This window comes from Stutzerimonas stutzeri (assembly GCF_009789555.1).
In the GTDB taxonomy this organism is placed as follows: Bacteria; Pseudomonadota; Gammaproteobacteria; order Pseudomonadales; family Pseudomonadaceae; genus Stutzerimonas; species Stutzerimonas stutzeri_R.
Window position 1 is genome coordinate 1,275,991 of record NZ_CP046902.1, and the last position, 17,366, is coordinate 1,293,356.

14 protein-coding genes are annotated in these 17,366 nt (G+C 62.9%); 6 read left to right on the plus strand and 8 right to left on the minus strand.

Annotated elements, in window-relative coordinates:
* Positions 1–21: 21 nt before the first annotated feature.
* The 6 genes from aroK (at position 22) to hemE (ending at position 10,609) form a co-directional block, all read left to right on the plus strand.
* Positions 22–540 (plus strand): shikimate kinase AroK, encoded by a 519-nt coding sequence (aroK, locus tag GQA94_RS05935; RefSeq protein WP_158190043.1) that lies wholly within the window; start codon positions 22–24, stop codon positions 538–540.
* 23 nt (positions 541–563) lie between these two features.
* Positions 564–1,667, plus strand: a complete 1,104-nt coding sequence (aroB, locus tag GQA94_RS05940; protein WP_158187211.1) for a 3-dehydroquinate synthase — start codon at positions 564–566, stop codon at positions 1,665–1,667.
* A 9-nt stretch (positions 1,668–1,676) separates the two neighbouring features.
* Positions 1,677–3,200: an AAA family ATPase gene (locus tag GQA94_RS05945; protein ID WP_158187212.1), complete on the plus strand. Its 1,524-nt coding sequence runs from the start codon at positions 1,677–1,679 to the stop codon at positions 3,198–3,200.
* A gap of 174 nt (positions 3,201–3,374) precedes the next feature.
* Entirely contained in the window at positions 3,375–7,823 is a 4,449-nt protein-coding gene (gene gltB, locus GQA94_RS05950) for a glutamate synthase large subunit (RefSeq protein ID WP_158187213.1), read from the plus strand.
* Between the two features lie 110 nt (positions 7,824–7,933).
* Positions 7,934–9,352, plus strand: a complete 1,419-nt coding sequence (locus GQA94_RS05955) for an FAD-dependent oxidoreductase (protein ID WP_158187214.1) — start codon at positions 7,934–7,936, stop codon at positions 9,350–9,352.
* A gap of 192 nt (positions 9,353–9,544) precedes the next feature.
* Positions 9,545–10,609 (plus strand): uroporphyrinogen decarboxylase, encoded by a 1,065-nt coding sequence (gene hemE, locus GQA94_RS05960; RefSeq protein ID WP_158187215.1) that lies wholly within the window; start codon positions 9,545–9,547, stop codon positions 10,607–10,609.
* 45 nt (positions 10,610–10,654) lie between these two features.
* Here hemE and GQA94_RS05965 read toward each other — a convergent pair whose 3' ends face one another.
* The 8 genes from GQA94_RS05965 to GQA94_RS06000 all read right to left on the minus strand — a co-directional run bounded on the left by GQA94_RS05965 (position 10,655) and on the right by GQA94_RS06000 (position 17,280).
* Positions 10,655–10,948, minus strand: coding sequence for a hypothetical protein (locus tag GQA94_RS05965; protein WP_158187216.1), 294 nt, complete (start codon positions 10,946–10,948; stop codon positions 10,655–10,657).
* A gap of 124 nt (positions 10,949–11,072) precedes the next feature.
* Positions 11,073–11,882, minus strand: a complete 810-nt coding sequence (locus GQA94_RS23365; RefSeq protein WP_158187217.1) for a hypothetical protein — start codon at positions 11,880–11,882, stop codon at positions 11,073–11,075.
* Positions 11,883–11,913: 31 nt separating this feature from the next.
* Positions 11,914–13,140: a beta-ketoacyl-ACP synthase gene (locus tag GQA94_RS05975; protein ID WP_158187218.1), complete on the minus strand. Its 1,227-nt coding sequence runs from the start codon at positions 13,138–13,140 to the stop codon at positions 11,914–11,916.
* A complete protein-coding gene (fabG, locus tag GQA94_RS05980; protein WP_158187219.1) occupies positions 13,140–13,868 on the minus strand; it encodes a 3-oxoacyl-ACP reductase FabG in 729 nt (242 codons plus the stop codon). Before fabG ends, GQA94_RS05975 begins: the two co-directional genes overlap by 1 nt.
* Complete coding sequence (locus GQA94_RS05985) at positions 13,865–14,317, minus strand: hotdog family protein (RefSeq protein WP_158187220.1); 453 nt, start codon at positions 14,315–14,317, stop codon at positions 13,865–13,867. The genes fabG and GQA94_RS05985 overlap by 4 nt, the downstream gene beginning before the upstream one ends.
* Entirely contained in the window at positions 14,314–15,501 is a 1,188-nt protein-coding gene (locus GQA94_RS05990; protein ID WP_158187221.1) for a beta-ketoacyl-[acyl-carrier-protein] synthase family protein, read from the minus strand. The genes GQA94_RS05985 and GQA94_RS05990 overlap by 4 nt, the downstream gene beginning before the upstream one ends.
* The gene (locus GQA94_RS05995; protein ID WP_158187222.1) at positions 15,498–16,028 is read right to left on the minus strand and encodes a DUF3261 domain-containing protein; all 531 of its coding nucleotides are present in this window, start codon (positions 16,026–16,028) and stop codon (positions 15,498–15,500) included. Before GQA94_RS05995 ends, GQA94_RS05990 begins: the two co-directional genes overlap by 4 nt.
* Before the next feature lie 10 nt (positions 16,029–16,038).
* Positions 16,039–17,280, minus strand: coding sequence for an NAD(P)/FAD-dependent oxidoreductase (locus GQA94_RS06000; RefSeq protein WP_158187223.1), 1,242 nt, complete (start codon positions 17,278–17,280; stop codon positions 16,039–16,041).
* Positions 17,281–17,366: the final 86 nt, after the last annotated feature.

A 17,366-nucleotide genomic window follows, 5' to 3' on the forward strand; every position in this document is an offset into this window, starting at 1 on the left:
AACATCATCCTCGTCGGCCCGATGGGCGCTGGTAAAAGCACCATCGGGCGTCTGCTCGCCAAGGAGCTTCGTCTCCCCTTTCGGGATTCCGACAAGGAGATCGAGCAGCGCACGGGTGCGAGCATTCCATTGATATTCGACGTAGAGGGCGAGCAGGGCTTCCGAGAAAGGGAGCACGCTGTCATCAAGGATTTGTGCGAGATGCGCGGGCTCGTGATGGCAACCGGTGGTGGCGCCGTGTTGCGCCCCGATAATCGCCAGCTGTTGCGTGCAGGCGGGCGGGTGATCTACCTGTGCACGTCGGTCGAGCAGCAGCTCGACCGCACGTCTCGCGATCGCAACCGGCCGCTGTTGCAGAAGCCCAATCCAGGCGAAATTCTTGCCAATCTGATGGCGGTGCGCGATCCGCTTTACAGAGAAGTCGCGGACATCATCGTCCAGACGGATGAGCGCCCCCCGCGGTTGGTGGTAGTGGAGATCATGGGACGGCTCCAATCCCTGGCGCCTCGTGAAAGCCAGGGGCGATCTGCGCTATCCTAGACCCCTTTAAGCGTGGGGGCCCTATGCAGACTCTTCATGTCGATCTCGGCGAGCGTAGCTATCCGATCTTTATTGGCGAGCAGCTCATCGATCGTGGTGAGCTGTTGTCCCGCCATATCCGTGGCAAGCAGGTTGCGATCGTAACCAACGACACCGTTGCGCCGCTCTACCTCGAGCGCCTTTCGCGCAGCCTCGCCGCTTACTCTGTCACGACGGTGATCCTTCCCGATGGGGAGGCCTACAAGAACTGGGAGACGTTGCAGTCGATCTTCGATGCGTTGCTGACGGCCAGGCACGACCGGGGTACCACGATCATTGCGCTGGGTGGCGGGGTCATCGGTGATATGGCCGGTTTCGCTGCGGCCTGCTACCAGCGCGGTGTCGACTTTATCCAAGTGCCGACGACGCTCCTTTCCCAGGTCGACTCATCGGTTGGCGGCAAAACCGGCATCAATCATCCGCTTGGCAAGAACATGGTGGGCGCTTTCTACCAACCGCAGGCGGTGCTGATCGATACCTCCACGCTGACAACGCTGCCCGCCCGCGAACTCTCGGCCGGCCTGGCCGAAGTCATCAAGTACGGGTTGATCTGCGACGAGCCCTTCCTGGGTTGGCTGGAAGCGAATGTCGACAAGCTCCGCGCACTGGACCAGGCAGCGCTTACCGAGGCGATACGGCGATCCTGCGCGGCCAAGGCGCGGGTGGTCGGTGCGGATGAGCGGGAGTCAGGCGTTCGCGCGACCCTCAATCTGGGGCACACCTTCGGCCATGCCATCGAAACCCATCAGGGTTACGGTGCCTGGTTACATGGGGAGGCCGTTTCGGCCGGCACCGTCATGGCGCTCGAAATGTCCCGGCGCCTCGGCTGGATCACGGCGAGTGAGCGCGACCGTGCCGTGCGCGTATTGGTGCGGGCCGGTCTGCCGGTAGTGCCTCCTGCCAATATGCGCGCCGAGGATTTTCTCCAGCATATGGCGGTCGACAAGAAGGTCCTGAACGGGCAGTTGCGGCTGGTGCTGCTCAAGCGGCTGGGCGAGGCCGTGTTAACGAGCGACTTCCCTCGAGAGGTGTTGGAAGCCACATTGAACGTCAATTACGACGCGCTTATGCAAGAGTCGAGAACCTAAGAGATTTCCATGACCAGTTTGTCTGCCGACGATTCGTACCTGAACCACTATGGGTTCAGTCATGACCCTTTCGCTGCCCGCGTGCCTGGCTTCAAGTTTTTCCCCGCCCAGCGCAAGCCGGTGCTGGGGCAGTTGCATCATCTGGCGCGCTACAGTCAGCTTCTGCTGGTCGTGACGGGTCCCGAGGGCAGTGGCAAGACGCTCGTGCGCCAGGCGCTCGTTGCCAGTAGCAACAAGCAGGCTGTCCAGAGCGTGATCGTTTCACCGCAGGACACCCTCGACTCCAGCGCCCTGCTTCAGCAGGTCGCCCAGGCGCTTGGCAGTCAGCGCACCGATTTCGATTCGATCATGGCGCAGATCATCCAGTTGGCGCTCACCGGGCAGGAAGTCTACCTGCTGGTCGATGATGCCGAGCGGCTTACCGGGGCCGCCGTGGAGACACTGTTGCGATTGGCTCAGGGCAGCCCCCAGGGCCGACCCCATGTCTTTCTGTTCGGCGAACAGGCGCTCGTGGCGCGGCTTGAGGCGCTGGTCGAAGGCGAGGAGCGTTTTCATGTGATTGCGCTTCAGCCCTACGAGGAAGACGAGACGCGTGAATACCTGGCTTTGCGTCTGGAAGGTGCCGGGGCCGGGCTGGATAGCCTCAGCGAAGAGCAGATCGTACGTATCCATGAGGTTTCCGGTGGCTGGCCCGGCGCCATCAACCAGGCGGCGCGTGATGAGCTGCTCGATGCCATGCAGCATGCCAAGGGGCATCGCCGCTCGGCGGGATGGCGGCTGCCGCTGCCGATGAAGCATCTGCTGGCGTTGGCCGCGGTGGTCGTTATCGTCGTGCTTGCGTTGTTGATGCGCGATTCGGGGGAGCAAGCGCCCCCGCCTACTACCACGAGTCTGCCACTCGGTGCAGGGGGCGCTGCTTCCCAGTCGCAGGTGCCGCTGCCCGGCGGAGCCGGCGAAAACGAGGCCGCTTCGCCCGATCTTGCGCAGCCTCAGCCAGAGCAACCGCTGATCAGGGAGCCCCTCGCTGCGGCCGGCAGTGCGGAGGCTGAAGAGTCGCCCATGCTCATCGAGCAAGAGCCGGTGACCCGTGCCGAACCCGGCAATGAGGCCGATCGCGCGCCGGCTGAGCCCGCGGCCCCTCCGGCACCGGCGGTTCAGCCTCCGGCAGTCGTGACGGCTCCCGCGGTCGAGGCACCTCGCGAACCCGCTCGGCAAGCCGCTGCCGCGCCTGGCGCAGCGGCGTCGACGGCGAACTGGTACGCCAGCCAACCCAAGACGAATTATCTGGTGCAGGTGCTGGGTACGCGAAACCGGAGCAATGCCGAGGCGCTGGTCAAACAGCACGGCGCGGGCTATAGGTATTTCGTCAAGCAGCATGAGGGCAAGCCGCTCTATGTCATCACGCAGGGCAGCTATGCCAGTCGCAATGCAGCGCTGGAGGCCATCAAGGCCCTCCCGGCGTCGTTGCGCGCCGGCAAGCCCTGGGCGCGGAGTTTCGCCAGCGTCCAGCAGGAAATGGTTCAGGCTCGCTAAGAATCGCCCCAAAAAGGTGCGCAACGCACCTTTTTGGGGCTTGCAAAAATAAAATTGTGTCGTTCTACCGGGCTTTGTAAACTGCTCCCCCTTTTGCCCACGTGTATGACGGGGCGGTTCTGTGCGCCGTCAATAAGGGGTTGATTTACAACGCATTTAGCTGGTGGAGTGCCTATGAGAGCAGGTCTGTTTCGTCCTGAAGAGTTCAAGGATAACTGCGGCTTCGGTCTGATCGCCCACATGCAGGGCGAGGCAAGCCATCACCTGCTTCAGACCGCTATTCAATCGCTCACCTGCATGACGCACCGAGGTGGAATCAACGCCGACGGCAAGACCGGTGACGGCTGTGGCCTGCTGATGCAAAAGCCCGACGCCTTCCTGCGCGCCATGGCCCGGCAACATTTCGAAGCCGACCTGCCGGCGCTCTACGCGGTCGGCATGATCTTTCTCAGCCAGGATGCGACCAAGGCCGATGCGGCGCGCGCGCAGCTCAACGAAGAGATTGCGGCTCAGGGTCTGACGCTGGTCGGCTGGCGCGAGGTCCCGGTCGATACCACAGTGTTGGGTCGTCTGGCACTGGAGCGCCTGCCCCGCATCGAACAGGTGTTCGTCTCGGCTGAAGGCCTGTCCGAGCGCGAGTTCGGAATCAAACTGTTCTTCGCTCGCCGACGTGCCGAAGTGGCATTGGCTGGCGACAGGGAATTCTATGTCTGCAGCCTCTCGGACAAGGACATCATCTACAAAGGCCTGATGATGCCCGCCGACCTGGCGCAGTTTTATCCCGATCTCGGCGACGAGCGCCTGGCGACTGCCATTTGTGTATTCCACCAGCGCTTTTCCACCAACACGATGCCGCAATGGCCGCTTGCCCAGCCGTTCCGCTTCCTCGCCCACAACGGCGAAATCAACACCATCACCGGTAACCGCAACTGGGCCCAGGCGCGCCGCCTGAAGTTTGCCAATGAGCTGCTGCCGAACCTGGAAAGCCTCGATCCGCTGGTGAACCGCACCGGCTCGGACTCCTCGAGCATGGATAACATGCTGGAGCTGTTGGTCACAGGCGGTATGGATTTGTTCCGCGGCCTGCGCATGATCATTCCGCCGGCCTGGCAGAACGTCGAGACCATGGACCCCGACCTGCGTGCCTTCTACGAATTCAACTCCATGCATATGGAGCCGTGGGATGGTCCGGCTGGCGTCGTGCTTACCGACGGCCGTCATGCGGTCTGCCTGCTCGACCGCAACGGCTTGCGTCCGGCTCGCTGGGTGACCACCACCAACGGCTACATCACGCTTGCTTCCGAAGTGGGCGTCTGGGATTACAAGCCGGAGGACGTCATCGCCAAGGGCCGTGTAGGGCCTGGCCAGATTCTGGCGGTGGACACCGAAACGGGACAGGTGCTGCATACCGATGACATCGACAACCGTCTGAAATCCCAGCATCCGTACAAGAAATGGCTGCGCCAGAATGCGCTGCGCATCCAGTCGACCCTGGACGATAACGACCACGGCTCGGCGTTCTACGACGCCGATCAGCTCAAGCAATACATGAAGATGTTCCAGGTCACCTTCGAGGAGCGTGACCAGGTGCTGCGCCCGCTCGCCGAGCAAGGCCAGGAAGCGGTCGGTTCCATGGGTGACGACACGCCGATGGCCGTGCTTTCGCGCCGTGTGCGTTCGCCGTTCGACTACTTCCGCCAGCAGTTCGCGCAGGTTACCAACCCACCGATCGACCCGCTGCGTGAGTCGATCGTGATGTCGCTGGAAACCTGCCTGGGTGCCGAGCGCAACGTTTTCGAAGAAACGGCTGATCATGCCAACCGTGCGATCCTCACCACGCCAGTGATCTCTCCGGCGAAATGGCGCACGATCATGGAGCTTGACCGCCCGGGCTTCGAGCGGCATCTGATCGACCTCAACTACGACGAGTCCATCGGCCTTGAAGCCGCGGTGCGCAGCATTGCCGACCAGGCCGAGGAAGCCGTGCGCAGCGGCAAGGTCATGCTGATTCTCAGCGACCGGAATATCATGCCGGGCAAGCTGCCGGTGCATGCGTCGCTGGCCGTTGGCGCGGTCCATCACCGTCTGATCGAGACCGGCCTGCGCTGCGACTGCAACATTCTGGTCGAGACCGCCACGGCGCGGGACCCGCACCACTTCGCCGTGCTGATCGGTTTTGGCGCGACGGCGGTCTATCCGTTCCTGGCCTTCGAGGTGCTCGGCGATCTGATCCGCACCGGCGAGGTGCTGGGCGACCTCTACGAAGTGTTCAAGCACTACCGCAAGGGCATATCCAAGGGCTTGCTGAAAATCATCTCGAAGATGGGCATCTCGACCATCACTTCGTACCGGGGCGCCCAGTTGTTCGAAGCGGTAGGCCTGGCCGATGAAATCGTCGATATGAGCTTCCGTGGCGTCGCCAGCCGCATCAAGGGCGCGCGCTTCGCCGATCTGGAAGCCGAGCAGAAAGCACTTGCGGCAGAAGCCTGGAGTCAGCGCAAGCCGATCCAGCAGGGCGGCCTGCTGAAGTTCGTCTATGGCGGCGAATACCATGCCTACAACCCGGACGTGGTGGCGGCGCTGCAGGTTGCGGTGCAGGAGGGCGACTACAGCCGCTTCAAGGAATACACCACGCTGGTCGACCAACGTCCCGCGGCGATGCTGCGCGATCTGCTCAAGCTCAAGGAATCCGACCAGCCGCTGGCGCTTGAAGAGGTCGAACCACTCGAGCAGATTCTCAAGCGCTTCGATTCGGCTGGCATTTCCCTTGGCGCGTTGTCACCTGAGGCGCACGAGGCCATTGCCGAGGCGATGAACCGCATTGGCGCGCGCTCCAACTCGGGCGAGGGCGGTGAAGACCCGTCGCGCTACGGCACCAGCCGCAGCTCGAAGATCAAGCAGGTGGCCACGGGCCGTTTCGGCGTGACGCCAGAGTACCTGGTCAATGCCGAGGTCTTGCAGATCAAGGTCGCCCAGGGTGCGAAACCCGGTGAAGGCGGCCAGCTACCCGGTGGCAAGGTCAACGGTTTGATTGCCAAGCTGCGCTATGCGGTCCCCGGTGTCACCTTGATTTCGCCGCCCCCGCACCATGACATCTATTCGATCGAAGACCTGGCTCAGCTGATTTTCGACCTCAAGCAGGTCAATCCGACCGCGTTGGTGTCCGTCAAACTGGTCGCCGAACCCGGTGTGGGGACTATCGCCGCCGGGGTCGCCAAGGCCTACGCAGACCTGATCACCATCTCAGGTTATGACGGCGGTACCGGTGCCTCGCCGCTGACATCCATCCGCTATGCGGGCTCGCCATGGGAGCTCGGTCTGGCAGAGACGCACCAGACCCTGCGTGGCAACGATCTGCGCGGCAAAGTCCGGGTGCAAACCGATGGTGGCCTGAAAACCGGCCTCGATGTGGTCAAGGCCGCGATCCTGGGGGCCGAGAGCTTCGGCTTCGGTACGGCGCCGATGATTGCGCTGGGCTGCAAATACCTGCGCATCTGCCATCTGAACAACTGCGCCACCGGCGTCGCCACGCAGAATGACCAGTTGCGCAAGGACCACTTCATCGGCACGGTAGACATGGTGGTGAACTTCTTCCGGTTCGTCGCCGAGGAGACCCGTGAATGGCTGGCCAAATTGGGCGTGCGCAGCTTGCAGGATCTGATCGGGCGTACCGATCTGCTCGAAATGCTGCCCGGTGAGACTGCCAAACAGAACCATCTCGACCTGACCCCTCTGCTCGGCAGCGATCATATTCCGGCCGACAAGCCGCAGTTCTGCCAAGTGGAGAAGAATCCACCGTTCGACCAGGGCCTGCTGGCCGAGGAGATGGTCAAGCTGGCGCGTGGCGCCATTGACGCCAAGAGCGGCGGTGAGTTCGAACTGGACATCTGCAACTGCGATCGCTCCATCGGCGCGCGTGTCTCTGGCGAAATTGCCAAGGTCCACGGAAACCAGGGCATGAAGGATGCGCCGATCACGTTCCGCTTCAAGGGCACGGCGGGCCAGAGCTTCGGCGTGTGGAATGCCGGTGGCCTGCACCTGTACCTGGAAGGGGATGCCAACGATTACGTCGGCAAAGGCATGACCGGCGGCAAGCTGGTCATTACCCAGCCCAAGAGCAGCGGATTCGAATCGCAGGATTCGGCGATCGTCGGTAACACCTGCCTTTACGGGGCCACCGGCGGCAAGTTGTTCGCGGGCGGTACGGCTGGCGAGCGCTTCGCCGTCCGTAACTCGGGGGCGCATGCGGTCGTGGAAGGTACCGGCGATCACTGCTGCGAGTACATGACGGGCGGTTTCGTCTGCGTGCTGGGCAAGACCGGCTACAACTTCGGTTCCGGCATGACCGGCGGTTTCGCCTACGTCCTCGACATGGATAACAGTTTCGTCGATCGGGTGAACAACGAGCTGGTCAACCTGCAGCGCATCACGGGTGAGGCGATGGAAGCCCACCGTAGCCATCTGCAAGAGGTGCTGCGCGAGTATGTCGCCGAAACCGGCAGCGCCTGGGGCGAGAAACTCCTGGAGAATCTGGACGACTACCTGCGTCGCTTCTGGCTGGTCAAGCCGAAAGCGGCCAACCTGGCGTCATTGCTGTCGACCACTCGGGCCAACCCCCAATAACAAGCAGATTCAAGCGGCAAGCCTCGACATGAGTTCGAGGCCCGCCCCGCTCCGTGATTGTCATGCAGCTTGCAGCCTTGGGCTTGCGGCTGCCGCTAAGAGGTTTTGAAATGACTGAACGTCTTAATAACGACTTCCAGTTCATCGAAGTCGGGCGCAAGGATCCGAAGAAGAAGCTGCTGCGCCAGCGCAAGAAAGAGTTCGTCGAGATCTATGAACCCTTCAAGCCACAGCAGGCTTGCGAGCAGGCACATCGCTGCCTGGGTTGCGGCAACCCCTATTGCGAATGGAAGTGTCCGGTTCATAACTACATTCCGAACTGGCTGAAGCTGGTCTCCGAGGGCAACATCCTCGCGGCCGCCGAACTGGCGCACCAGACCAACACCCTGCCGGAAGTCTGTGGTCGCGTCTGTCCCCAGGACCGTCTGTGCGAAGGCGCCTGTACGCTCAATGATGGCTTTGGCGCGGTCACCATCGGCTCGGTAGAGAAGTACATCGCCGATACCGCGTTCGCCATGGGCTGGCGTCCGGACATGTCCAAGGTCAAGCCGACCGGCAAGAAGGTCGCGATCATCGGTGCCGGTCCGGCCGGTCTCGGGTGTGCCGACGTACTGGTGCGCAGCGGCGTGACGCCGGTCGTCTTCGACAAGAACCCGGAAATCGGCGGCCTGCTGACCTTTGGCATTCCCGAATTCAAGCTGGAAAAAAGCGTCCTTAGCCGCCGTCGCGAAATCTTCGGCGGCATGGGTATCGAATTCCGCCTGAACACTGAAGTCGGCAAGGACATCAGCATCGAGCAATTGCTGGCCGACTACGATGCGGTCTTCATGGGCATGGGCACCTACACCTACATGAAGGGTGGCTTCCCGGGCGAAGATCTGCCGGGTGTACACGACGCGCTGGACTTCCTGATCGCCAACGTCAACCGCAACCTTGGCTTCGAAAAGTCGCCGGAAGACTTCGTCGACATGAAGGGCAAGAAGGTCGTGGTACTCGGTGGTGGCGACACGGCAATGGACTGCAACCGCACCTCCATCCGTCAGGGCGCCAAGAGCGTCACCTGCGCCTACCGGCGTGACGCGGCGAACATGCCGGGCTCGCGCAAGGAAGTGAAGAATGCCAAGGAGGAGGGCGTCAAGTTCCTCTTCAACCGCCAGCCGATCGCGATTGTCGGTGAAGGCAAGGTCGAAGGCGTCAAAGTGGTCGAGACCCGTCTCGGCGCGCCGGACGCCCGTGGTCGCCGCAGCCCCGAGCCGATTCCGGGTTCCGAGGAAGTGTTGCCGGCCGATGCCGTGGTCATCGCCTTCGGTTTCCGTCCGAGCCCGGCCGACTGGTTCGACGGGCAGAACATCCAGACCGACAACCAGGGCCGAGTGGTGGCGCCGGAAATGGGAGCGTTCAAGCACCAGACCAGCAACCCGAAGATCTTCGCGGGCGGCGACATGGTACGCGGCTCCGATCTGGTGGTGACGGCGATCTTCGAGGGCCGTCAGGCGGCCGAAGGGATTCTGGATTACCTGGACGTCTGATCGATGGGTTGATCCCGCCTGCTCTGCCCACGAGCGGGGCGGTTGGATCAGACCGGGCCATCACCCCGCCAGGTTTGCAGCGCCAAGCCTGGATGACGTGAATCAAGCCCATAGATAAAAGGCACGGCGCCTGCCGTGCCTTTTGTTTTGCGCTTTGCGACAATGCCGCCACTCTTTTGCTGGAACCCAGACATGACTGCCTTGAAGAACGATCGCTTCCTCCGCGCCCTGCTCAAGCAACCTGTCGACGTCACCCCGGTGTGGATGATGCGTCAGGCCGGACGCTACCTGCCGGAATACCGGGCCAGCCGCAGCAAGGCGGGCGACTTCATGAGCCTGTGCATGAACCCCGAACTGGCCTGCGAGGTTACCCTGCAGCCGCTCGAGCGTTATCCGCTGGATGCCGCCATCCTGTTCTCGGACATTCTCACCGTGCCGGACGCCATGGGCCTGGGATTGTATTTCGAAACCGGCGAAGGGCCACGCTTCAAAAAGGTGGTCAGCAATCTGGCCGACATCGAAGCGCTGCCAATTCCGGACCCGGAGCAGGATTTGGGCTACGTGATGAATGCGGTGCGTACCATTCGCCGGGAGCTGAACGGTCGCGTGCCGTTGATTGGTTTTTCCGGCAGCCCCTGGACCCTGGCGACGTACATGGTCGAAGGCGGTTCATCGAAGGATTTCCGTAAATCCAAGGCGATGCTCTACGAAAACCCGCAGGCCATGCACGCGCTGCTCGATAAGTTGGCGCAGTCGGTGACCCGCTACCTCAACGGGCAGATCCTGGCCGGCGCGCAGGCCGTGCAGATTTTCGATTCCTGGGGCGGCAGCCTTTCCGCGGCGGCCTATCAGGAATTTTCCCTGGCCTATATGCAGAAGATTATCGACGGCCTGATCCGCGAGCACGACGGCCGCCGCGTCCCGGTGATTCTGTTCACCAAGGGCGGCGGTCTATGGCTCGAGTCGATGGCCGAAACCGGCGCCGAAGCGCTCGGGCTCGACTGGACATGCGACATCGGCAATGCGCGGGCGCGGGTGGGCGAGAAGGTTGCGTTGCAGGGCAACATGGACCCGAGCGTGCTGTTCGCCAAGCCGGAGGCGATCCGTGCCGAGGTCGGGCGCATTCTTGCGAGCTTCGGTCAGGGCGAAGGCCACGTATTCAATCTGGGCCACGGCATCACGCCAGAAGTGGACCCGGCGCATGCCGGTGCTTTCATCGAGTCGGTGCATGAATTGTCGGCCCGTTATCACGGCTGAAAGCGCCATTGGTGAACAAGAGCCGCTTATCGCGGCTCTTTTCATTCAGGGCTGTTGGTAATGCCCGGGCGTGGTGCCAGGCTTATGCTCATGGATCAGCTTGGTCACACGGATATCGGTGATGCCGAGGACCTCGGCCTGCTCCAGCAGTTTGGCCTCATCGGCGTCCGCCTCGGGCATGACCAGGCTGTTCTCGGCATCGCCGTTATGCAGTTCGATCAGGTGCCGCGCGGCACTGCCTTGCGACATGCGCTCTTCGTCGGACTCGATGATCTGAACGCGTGGGTCGTTCTGGAAAATGTAATTGAGTTCGAACTTGTGGGTCGACTTTCCGAACATGGACGGCTCCTCGAGTGATAACAGACTCTGCCTCTGTTGACTCGTCGGTCAGTTCGTCGTTCCCGCTCAGGAGCCAGGAAGGGTAACCGCCGGACTGGCGGCGGTTACCGCGCGAGGGCCTCGGCTACTTGACCGTGGCCAGTTGCCCCCTGAGTGCCACGGCGGCGATGAGAGTCCCCGCGCGGCATTCGTAGCGCGTTGCGTCACGGTGCACATCGCGCTTGTGGTAGCTGACGATGTCCACCACGGCGTTGGCGCCGGCCTGCTTCGCTGCGTTTTGCAACGCGGCCAGGGCCGATTGCAGAGCCCAATCGCACGCTTGCTGGTCGCTCTTGTTCGATGCGTTGGTTTTCCGGCTGCTGGTTACGCTTCGCATCCTGTGCACCTCGCCAGTGACTGGCGAGCCGTCCAGGTGGAAGGTCACGCTACCGTCCAGCGTTCCGCTATCGAGCCCACGCTGGATGCCGCTGGCAAAATCGAAATAGGCGACGTCACCGTTGCCGCTGCCCTGCTCGATGATCCCGAGATGGTCGACGGACTCGATTATCGGGTTCACGTCCAGCTCTTTGAGAATATTGTCGCGCAACCGGTTGACCCAGCGATTGTAGTTACGATGAATCTTGCCGTTCTTCTGGTCCAGGCCCCAACTGCTGCGGTAATTGATCTGGAAAGAGGTGCTGGTATACGGAATATCCACTTCTGCGTGGTGACGAGCCCGCACCGTGATTGCAGCTTTGACCATGCCCGGCTGCAAGGACTGGACCTTCCACTGACGATCATTCAATGCGGTCACGATGGCGCGTTGCATCTGCCGGTCGCTGAGCTGCATGTCTGCGGCGAACTGCTCCTGGGCGTTGTAGATGGGCTTGCTGGTACATCCCACGATCAGCAGGCATAGCACGGGGGCGAGTAACAGCCGGTACAGGTGAGTCATTCCTTCTACTCCAATAGTCGTGGTGATGTGCTCAGGCCCAGCGCCGAAAAATCAACGAGGTGTTGATACCGCCGAAGGCGAAATTGTTGTTCATGACGAACTCGTGCTGCATGGTGCGCGGTGCATCGACGAGGTAGTCCAGCTCACCGCAGCGGGGGTCGATGCGGTCGAGATTGAGCGTGTGGATATAGCGGTCGCGGTTCATCATTTCGATGCTGAACCAGGATTCCAGCGCGCCACAGGCGCCCAGCGTATGGCCGAAAAAACTCTTCTGCGAGCTGATCGGCATGCCACTGCCGAACAGGGACTGGGTCGCCAGCGTCTCGGCGATGTCACCTTGTTCGGTGGCTGTGCCGTGGCCGTTGACGTAGCCAATGGCGTCAGGCTGCAAAGCCGCATCTTCCAGGGCCAGCTCCATGGCGCGGCGCATCGTCAGTTGCTCCGGTTTGGTGGCGTGCTGACCGTCGGCGTTGCTGCCGAAACCCACCAGTTCGGCGTGAATGGTGGCGCCGCGCGCCAGCGCGTGTTCGAGTGATTCGAGCACCAGCATGCCGGCGCCTTCGCCGATCACCAGACCGTCTCGGCCGGCGTCGTAGGGGCGTGGAGAGGTGTGCGGCGCATCGTTTTTCAGACTGGTCGCATAGAGCGCGTCGAAGACCATGGCTTCGGTTGCGCAAAGCTCTTCGGCGCCGCCGGCCAGCATCATCGGCACACGGCCGAACTTGATGGCTTCGTAGGCGTAACCGATGCCCTGGCTGCCGCTGGTGCAAGCGCTGGACGTGGGGATTACCCGACCGGTCAGGCCAAAGAAAATGCTGATATTGGCCGCCGTGGTGTGCGGCATCATGCGGATGTAGGAGTTGGCGTTCAGCCCGTCGGCCACACTGTTGAGCAGCATGTTGCCGAACGCCTTGATCTCCTCGGTGCTGCCGGTCGAGGAGCCGCAGGCGACGCCCATGCGGCCGTCGCGGATCGACGAATCATCAAGCAGGCCGGCATCTTCGAGTGCCTGCTCGGCGGCCTTCACGGATAACCGCGAGACCCGTCCCATGCTGCGTAGCTGCTTGCGCGTCCAGTGGCCGGGCACGACGAAATCGTCCACCGGCCCGGCCAGGCGGGTGTTGAGCTCGGTGAAACGGTCCCACTCGTGCATATAGCGGATGCCACTGCGGTTGCGGCTGAAGTTCGCTTCGATGGACGTCCAATCGTTGCCCAGCGAGGTAATGCCGGCCATGCCGGTGACGACGACACGCTTCATCAGCACAGCCCGCCGTTGACGGCCAGCACCTGGCGGGTGATGTAGCTGGCTTCATCAGACATCAGGAAATTGACCGCGCCGGCGACCTCCTCGGGAGTGCCCATGCGCTGCGCAGGAATCAGCTTGAGCATGTCGGCGATGGGCAGGTCTTCACTGAGCATGTCGGTGTCGATCAGTCCCGGTGCAACGCAATTGACGGTGATCTGTCGTTTACCCAGCTCGATGGCCAGGGCTTTGGCGGCGCCGATCACGCCGGCCTTGGACGCGCTGTAATTGACCTGCCCCCGATTGCCGATCAGCCCCGATACCGAGGTGATGCAGACGATTCGCCCCGGCTGGCGGCGACGGATCATCGGCATGGTCAGCGGCTGCAGGACATTGTAGAAACCGTCGAGGTTGGTCCGCAGGACCTGGTCCCAGTCGTCATCGCTCAACGCCGGGAAGGCCCCGTCGCGGGTGAGGCCGGCGTTGCAGACCACGCCGTAGCAGGCGCCGTGCGCTTCGACGTCTGCCTCCAGTTGCGCCCGACATTGCGGGCGGTCGGCGACATCGAATTGCAGGATGCGCGCCTGGCGGCCCATCTCCTGAATCTGCGCCTGGACAGCCTGCGCCTCGTCCCGCCGGGTGCGGCAGTGCAGGATGATATCGTGACCGCTGCGCGCCAGGCGCAAGGCGATGGCGCGACCAATGCCACGGCTGGAGCCGGTGACGAGAATGCTTTTGCTCATGGGGTGGGCTCTTGAAGATAGCTCGCCACTTCAGGCGGGCGATAAACGTTCAGGCGCGCCTCGGCATGGATGCCGGGCCCGTCAAGATGGCATTCGAACACACCCATGCCATTGTCATCGCGCAGCGAACACAGCGCGCGGATGCGTAGCACGGTGCCGAGCGGAAATCGCTCGACATTGCATTGAAAGCTGCGCGTGCCCAGGAGAAAACCCAATTCCACCGGCAGCCCGGCCTGGCGCGCCTGGCACCCGGCGAACGCGGCAACCGCCTGGGCCATGATCTCGATGCCGACCCAGGCGGGCAGGCTGCCGTCGGGCAGGTTGAACAATCCGCCGGGCTTGACCTGCAAGCGTGCATCGATGCCGTGCGCGTCGAAGCCCTCGACCGTGTCGAGCAGGATCATGTCGCCCGCATGGGGCACCAGCTCGGCGACTGGCCAATCGATCATGGTGCGTCTCCCAGGATCAGGCTGATGTTGTTGCCGCCGAAGGCGAAGGAGTTGCTCATCATGCGGCGTGGTTCGGTCCCGGCCAGTGCCGTGCCGGCTGTGACAAGGTCCAGGCGCGGCAGTGTGGCGTCTTGCTCGGCGTCCCAGCGGTGAGGTGGCAGGCGTTGAGCAGGGTTGTACGCAGAGAGCGACAGCCAGCAGAACGCCGCTTCCAGCGCGCCGGCAGCGCCCAGCGTATGCCCCGTAAGCGGTTTGCTCGACGAGCAGGCCACGCCGGCGGGAAACACGGCGGCGACCGCCAGGCTTTCCATGGCATCGTTGTGCCAGGTCGCGGTGCCGTGAAGGTTCAGGTAGCTGATTCGCTCGGCAGGGGTCGCCGTGCTGGCGAGTGCCTTGCGCATCGCCTCGATCCCGCCCAGGCCTTGCGGGTCGGGCGCGGAAATGTGGTGCGCGTCGGAGCTGGCGCCGCCGCCGAGCAGCGCAATCGGCGCTTCATCGCGGGTCATCAGGAACAGAGCGGCTGCCTCACCGATATTGATGCCGTCGCGGTTGGCTGAAAACGGATTGCAGATGCGCTCGCTGGTGGCCTCCAGGGCGCTGAAGCCTTGCAACGTGAGATCGCAAAGGGTATCCACGCCGCCACAGATCACTGCATCGCAGATGCGGGCATCCAGCAGTCGCTTGGCGCTGAGCAGGGCGCGGGCGCTGGAGGTGCAGGCGGTCGATATCGAATAGCTGGGACCGCTGAGCTGTAGTCGCTCGCTGAGAAAATCGGCGGGCGCACACAGCTCCTGGTGACCATAGTGATAGCTGGCCGGCAGTCGCCCGTCGCGCACCAGGCCGGTGATGCCCTGGGTCGCTTCCTGGATGCCGGTGGTGCTGGTGCCCATGACCACGCCGATACGCGACGGCCCGAAGCGGCCGATCGCTTCGAGTAGCTCGTCTGCGATCTCATCGGCCGCGGCCAACAGCATCTGGTTGTTGCGCGTGGCATGGCGCAGCGGGACGTCGACGATGGACGGCAGATCGTCACTGACCGCGCCGACCGGCAACCAGCGTCCGGCAACGGCTTGCGGATAAGGCTGGATCGCCGATCCGTCGCCATCCAGCAGTCGCCGGGCGACCGCAGCCTTGCCACGGCCCAATGCGCAGATCACGCCGAGGGCGTTCAGGTAGGCGGTCATTGTTGGCGGGCTCCGACTCTCGCGATGGGGGCGACACCATAGGTCAGCGTTGGGCCGACGTCGAGTTCGAAACGGCCATTTTCCAGGTACCGAACGTGCCAGCCCGACGCGGCCGGGCTCGTCAGCGAACGCCCGTCTGGCTGCTGTGACCAGGGCATTCCGGCATAGAGTTCCGGCAACTGGTCGGCAGGGCTGAGGGCGAACAGCAGCGCGGCGAACAGCTCGCGCGCCTCGGCATTGGGTGGCAGCAGACCGTCGGCCAGCCAACGGTTGTCCAGCAACCGCTGGCGCGCCAGCGGAATGCCCAGCGGATCGAGTAGCGACCAGCGCAACGCAGCGCCCTCCTGCTGGATGACCAGCAGCCAGTCGCGTGCCTCGCCCTGGTGATGTCGCTGGATATGCAACTGCATCGGCAATGCCAACCGCGGCGTTTGCTCTGGCAATGGCAGATGCCCAGCGCAGGCGCTGAGCCATAGCAGCAGCGATAGCCAGGCCAGGCGCGGCGCGTGGCGGTTCAGCGCGATCATTGCTCGCCGCTCACATGGGTGCCGTCGAGCCGCACAGCTCGGCCAGCACACGCAGCCGGCGTTTGGGCTCGGCGACGTAGGGGTTGCTGTCGTCCCAGGCATAGCCGGCCAGGATCGAGCTGATCATCCGGCGGATTTCCGGCTGGGCGTTTTCGTAATAGATCACGTCCTGAAAGCTGCCGTCATACCAGCCCTCGACGTAGGTTCGGAAGGTATCCACGCCCCGCTTGAGCGGCGCGGCGAATTCGGTTTCCCAATTCACCGCTTCGCCGCTGAGTTGGCGATGCAGCACGGCGGCGGCCATGCTCGCCGAGCGCATCGCAATGGTGACGCCAGAGGAGAACACCGGATCGAGAAACTCCGCCGCATTGCCCAGCAAGGCGAAACCCGTGCCGTGCAGCGTCTTGACGTTCGCGGAGTAGCCGCTGATCAGGCGCGCCGGCGTATCCCACTCGGCATGCTTGAGGATGCGCCTGAGGTTGGGCGCTTCCAGCACGAACTGCTTGAGGCAGGCGTCCAGATCCAGCGGCCGGCCTTCGTAGCGCTCGGTACTGGCGACCACGCCCAGGGAGCAGCGGCCGTTGCTGAACGGGATGGTCCAGTACCAGACGTCGCGCAGCTCCGGATGGGTGGTGATGAGAATCTTGTCGCGATCGAAGCGTGGGTCGTCGATATTGTCCTGGATATGAGTGAACACCGCGCGGCGCAGGGGAAGATTCGACGGTGCCTCCAGCGCCAGCAGGCGCGGCAGCACTCGGCCATAGCCACTGGCGTCGAGGACGAAATCCGCCTCGATGACGTATTCGCAGCCGTCCAGGCGGCGAACCTGCAGACGCGGGCGTGGCCCGTCGAAATGGGCGGCGGTGATCTCCTCTTCGTAGCGAATTTCCACGCCCTGCGATTCGGCCTGATCGGCCAGCAGCTTGTCGAAATCGGCGCGCTGGACCTGATAGGTGCTGCCGTGACCTTCGGTGAATTTGTCCCGGAAGTCGAATTCCGTGTAGTGCTCGCCTCGACCGAAGGCAGCGCCATGCTTGGTCTGGAAGCCGGCGGCCTGTACGGCCGCGAGCATTCCGGCTTCTTCGATGAAGTCCAGGCAATGCGACAACAGGCTCTCGCCGATCGAGAAGCGAGGGAACCGCTGGCGCTCGATGATCAACACATCGTGGCCCTTGCGCTTGAGCAGGGCGGCGGCGATGGCGCCGGAGGGGCCCGCGCCGATGACAACGACGCTACGGTGTTCTGAACTCATTGAAAACTTCCTTGTACGATTCGACGAGAATGATGGATACCCGATGCGGCAGGCATCGAGAAAAAGCGCTCCGTTGCGCACCGCTG